At 55.1% G+C, this 4,824-nt stretch carries 4 protein-coding genes; 2 read left to right on the forward strand and 2 right to left on the reverse strand.

Translation table 11 applies throughout. The annotated features are described in order from the left end of the window. On the reverse strand, positions 1-1,394 hold a 1,394-nt coding region (locus ABX962_RS30395), incomplete at its 3' end, for a LamG domain-containing protein (RefSeq protein WP_372725182.1). A 379-nt stretch (positions 1,395-1,773) separates the two neighbouring features. Between ABX962_RS30395 and ABX962_RS30400 the strand changes: the two genes are divergently transcribed. Beyond that, a complete protein-coding gene (locus tag ABX962_RS30400; protein WP_372725184.1) occupies positions 1,774-2,739 on the forward strand; it encodes a DUF4886 domain-containing protein in 966 nt (321 codons plus the stop codon). A gap of 557 nt (positions 2,740-3,296) precedes the next feature. On the opposite strand, the gene ABX962_RS30405 is transcribed toward ABX962_RS30400, so the two are convergent. Then, positions 3,297-3,719 (reverse strand): PGPGW domain-containing protein, encoded by a 423-nt coding sequence (locus ABX962_RS30405; RefSeq protein ID WP_372725186.1) that lies wholly within the window; start codon positions 3,717-3,719, stop codon positions 3,297-3,299. Positions 3,720-3,892: 173 nt separating this feature from the next. On the opposite strand from ABX962_RS30405, the gene ABX962_RS30410 reads away from it, so the two are divergent. After that, the coding region (locus tag ABX962_RS30410; protein ID WP_372725188.1) for a phospholipase D-like domain-containing protein at positions 3,893-4,824 on the forward strand (932 nt) is incomplete at its 3' end.

Raw genomic sequence — 4,824 nt, forward strand, 5'->3', positions numbered from 1 at the left:
AGCGCGGTGGCCTCAGCTCCATAGCGAGAAACATTGACGATCGTCGCACCATCGACAAACACGGTCGATTCACCCCACATGTTGCCGATTCCCTCACCGCGTGGGATCACAATTAGGTCCCAGGCGGTGAAATCATCACCGTGGCTGATCGCGACTGCGGCCGGATTGCCATCGCCAACGCGAAGACCACCCATGATCCAGTTACCGTCTTGCATTTTGATCGGTTGCTGCATCGGCCAAAATCCGCCTTCGATCACCGTTCCCTTTGGCGTCCAAGTCCCGGTGGATTCGTCCAGCAGGTAAGCACGAGTGTGGACGTTTTTCATTGTGCCGGAGTACGCTCCGTGAAACGCCCAAAATTCGCCATCGTGCGAATGGAAGACACCATGGCTGACTCCGATCCCCGGTTCGTCCCCCGCGTCGATCGTCGTCACCTCGCTCCATGTTCGGCCGTCATCATCGCTGTGACAGACTCGTGCCTGTTCGGAATCCGTATTCTCGCCACCTTGATTGTGCCCGAACGAGGCGTATAGACGGTTGCGATGAAATCCGAGGGCCACGCCGTGCAAGAACCGATACCCATCTTTCGAAAACTCGTACGGTTTGATCACACTAAATCGCACGCCATCGAGGTGCGGAAGATCGGCGGCGGTGGGCAACGTGCTGGTTTCATCCCACAACGGGACCGGTTTCGGTAACTCGGGAACTTCATGCGTTACGGTCACCGGATGATAAAGATCCTTCATTTCCGCAGCGGTCAACGATCGGTCGAACCAGCGAGCCAAGTCCAATGCGCCATTGAAATTTTGGCGAAGATGACCGTCGTCGTTCACGCCGGCAAAGGTCATCGGAGTCGCGCTGGGTTGGAGCGGTTGCTTCAGTGGCACACTTGCCGAAAATTCGCCGTTCACCCATAGCTCGGCGGCGTCGTCTCGCAATTGGATCGCGACCAAATGCCAATGGCCTGGTTTGGGGACTTGGTCGCAGTCGGCGGTGACCCATTTGCCTTGCCATACATACAGTCGGAAACGTTTATCCTTGTCAATCATTACCCCCCAATTCCGTTGGCACAACGAATATTGATGCGCTGCAGCAATCATCTGCTGCGTTTTGCCGATGCTGTAAGGATTGACCCAGATCGCCAGCGTGAAAGGCTTGTTCGCGGCAATCCGTTCGGCTGAATCTTTCAGCGTCAGTAACGATCGGCCGTCAAAAACGAGCGAGCGGTCCTGCACGCCATCGGCGGTTTGGATGTCACCGTGGACGATAAAGTCGCCAACGCTATCGAGCGACCACGTCATGTCGGCAGCCGGAGCGTCGCCGGGACTGGCAGCCGAAGTCAATAGAGTGCCGGCGAAACCGAATAGGAGCGTGAGTGCGAGGCGTGCGATCATGAATCGAGGAGGGGAAAAAAGAGTGGGAGAGTGGGAGAGGGGGAGAGGGGGATTTGCAAATGTACCACGAATCGTGAGTGTTTGCTGTATCACTGGTTAAGACGTCAACCAGGTACGCGGAAACCTCGCCGCGGAAAAGGCTCTAGGCTGGGCCGCAACGACGCCGGGCTTGTTGCGATTTTCCTAATCGGCGTTTTCGTTAGCTATTCACCAACATAGTAGACTGCTGACTTAGCGGCCAACGAATAGGCCGGAGGCCGAAACTCTTGGCGAGTTTCGCTACGGGGGGCCATGAGGCAGTCACGTGCGGACAATCTTTGCTAGACTTAGGAACTTCGTTGCCAGCTCCCTCCCTCACCCAACACGCCATCGTCTCGCCATGATTTACCACCTCGCTCGCCTCGGTTCACGACTCGTCCTTTCCGTCGTGCTCGTCCTATTGGTCACGCCATTTGCATCCGCAGCGGAAAATGACTCTAAAACCTCTCGTCCGCACGAAGCCAAGCGGACGATCCGCGTACTGACGATTGGGAACAGCTTCGCTCAGAACGCCTGTCTGTTTCTTCGCGAGATCGCACAATCCGAAGGCTCGGTCGAACTTGTGATTGGCACTGCCAACATCGGAGGCTGCACGTTAGAAAAGCATGCCACGCTGGCGGTTCAGTCGGCGAGTGATAGCGAAGTGCGGCCGTACCGGGATGCGGCCAGTGGAAAGAAGTTAAGTTTGCAGGACTATCTGAAACTGCAACCCTGGGACTTTGTCACCGTACAACAGATGAGTGCGCTCAGCCACAAACCCGAAACCTATCATCCACACATTGATCAATTGGCGGCATTGGTCGAGCAGTTGGCGCCGACGGCTCAGCTGTTGATTCACCAAACGTGGGCGTACCGACAAGATTCGCCGCTATTGGCGAAAGATGGATTGAGTCAGCAGCAGATGTATGATCGGCTGCGTAACGCTTACGACGCTAATGCCAAGCAATTTGATGCACGCATTCTGCCAGTGGGAACCGCGTTCCAGATGGCTCGCGGAACCGCCGGACGCACCGTCGTTGCTCCGGACCCAAATTTCGATTACGAAAACCCCGAATATCCCAATCTACCCAACCAAGACCATTCGCTAGTGATCGGTTGGCATTGGCGGAAACAAGGTGACAAACCGCGATTGGCATTGGATTTCAAACACGGCAATTCGCATGGTTGTTTCTTGGCGGGGCTCGTTTGGTTCGAATCTTTGACAGGAATCGCCGCCACCCAAACGACGTTCGCCCCCAAAGGGATCAGCGACGAGGACGCTGCCTTCTACCGTCACATCGCCCACAGTGTCTGTACTGATCGCTGAAGGATGGCAAGTTGTCCGAGCAAGATGTGTCTTGCTCTATCGCACGTCCAAGGCGAATGTTTTCAAGTTGCACTTTCATCACAACCCGAAGCGTCAGCAAGGGAATTTCAATCTTTTCTCGGTCCCTCGCCAACGCGTTTTGAAGTTGCGAGTTTAGACGTTCTTCGGGCCAACGGCCCAGCAATTTGCCTAGCCTGGCCCAACGGGCCAGGTTTTCGATGCAAAGAAACCTAAGGGCCAAAGGCCCGGCCATTTGCTAGCCGCCCTCATTAAGTCCCGGTAAACGGCCGGACCGTTGGCCCTACAATTCATTGGATTTCTTGGTCCCAGCCCGCTGGGCTGGGCTAGGTAAACGTCCGGGGCTTTGCCCCTAAATACAAACGCGCTACATCAAACTAACGCTTCGGGTTAGGATTTGCCGTGAAAAACGACAGTAACGCATCCTCTAAACACGAATGTTGCGTATCGCTTGGTCGGCTTTGCACCACGTTGAGCTATGGCTGACCATGCGCGAATGGAGGCTGACGCTGGGGGCTGATGCGGCGACCCATTCATGTTTATGACGCTTGCACAATGAAGTCAGTTTTGCCCCCTTTTCGCCGGATCCAATTCAGTGGCTTCAGAATAAATGGTCGCGATACCAACGCTCGTTGAAGCTGGTATTTCCCTGGAAAGTCGAGCATGGACAAACCGATGAAAATGGTGAGCAATCCTTGCCCCGGCAGCACCAACATCGCGATTCCCATCGTCAGAAACGCCGCGCCGGCGATGTTTTTCAAGACAATCCAAACGCAGTGATAGTAGACCGAAGCCCTCGTTTGTGGGCGGATCATGATGCGGCGGCGGTGATTGAAATAGTCACTTGGAAGCCGCAGAATCAGCCAAGGCACCGCGACGATTGAAGCCGCAAACACGATCGCGGACACCGTCGCTACCCACCAAAACATCGGTTCGGTGATCATCCCGTACAGGTTCAGCATCGCTTTTGTCTACCTTGTTTCCATTTTTACCAGCGTCAGTGACTTGCAATTTTTGTTCCATCCTCTGCTGGAACGTTTCCGATGACGCAGTGTTGGCACGAAAGCTGCATTTTGTCGCTCGTCGCAGTGCAACCGACCTCCGATGATGCTTCCTTTTGTGAGCTGCTCTACTGATGACCACCCCTGCCGCGTCTGGTTCCAAGCGGCGATTGTTACCCGCACGGATTTTTGAATGGATCGATCGCAAACGCGAAGCGATCTCGAGAACGCTTTGGCGCCCGATCCGGCTGCTGTATTTGCGTCACGAGCGATCACGCCGCGTGGTCGCCTGGATGCGACTTCATCGCCGCAGCCTCACCGGTTCGATCCTGCTGTTGGCGCATACGCTTGGCTTTATTTCGTCCATTAACGTGCTCAGCGAGCCTCGTACGCCGCAAGGAGCGATTGCTTGGATCGTCACGCTCAATACGTTCCCCTACATTGCGGTTCCGGCCTACTGGGCGATCGGTGAAACCGACTACGGAAAACAAGCGATCGCCTACCGCGCCCGTCAATCCGAAGGAGCCCCGATCTTGGACAGATTGAACCGAGATCTGGTCGAGTCGGGATTGGCGTTGGATCCGGAAAATGAAACACAGCGTCTACTCAGCAAGCTCGTTCATTTTCCAGTTACCGAAGGAAACGCGGCAACCATTCTGATCGATGGCAAGCAGACGTTTGAGTCGCTGTTCCAATCCATTGAACAAGCCGATTCCTACGTGCTTGTTGAATTCTACATCCTACGTGATGATGATCTTGGCAACCGGTTGGCCGAGCTGTTGTTGAAAAAGGCCCGACAAGGTGTGCAAGTTAGGGTGCTGTATGACGAGTACGGCAGCCGCGACATGTCCAACCGATATCTCGACAAGCTACGATCCGGGGGCGTGCAGATTCACGGTTTTAATCCGCCGCTCGGAGACGGATCCTCGACGCGTCTGAATTTCCGCAATCACCGCAAACTTGTCGTCGTCGATGGACGCGAGGCATTTGTAGGCGGCCACAATATCGGCGACGAATACCTCGCCGACAACGAAGATCTCGGTGTCTATCGTGATACGCACGTGCG

Origin of the sequence: Novipirellula sp., assembly GCF_041583735.1 — a bacterium.
GTDB lineage: Bacteria > Planctomycetota > Planctomycetia > Pirellulales > Pirellulaceae > Novipirellula.

What these genes read in the sequence shown, in the direction of transcription:
- ABX962_RS30400 (WP_372725184.1), top strand. Translation starts at nt 1,774, where the DNA reads ATGATTTACCACCTCGCTCGCCTCGGTTCACGACTCGTCCTTTCCGTC.
- ABX962_RS30405 (WP_372725186.1), bottom strand. Translation starts at nt 3,719, where the DNA reads ATGCTGAACCTGTACGGGATGATCACCGAACCGATGTTTTGGTGGGTA.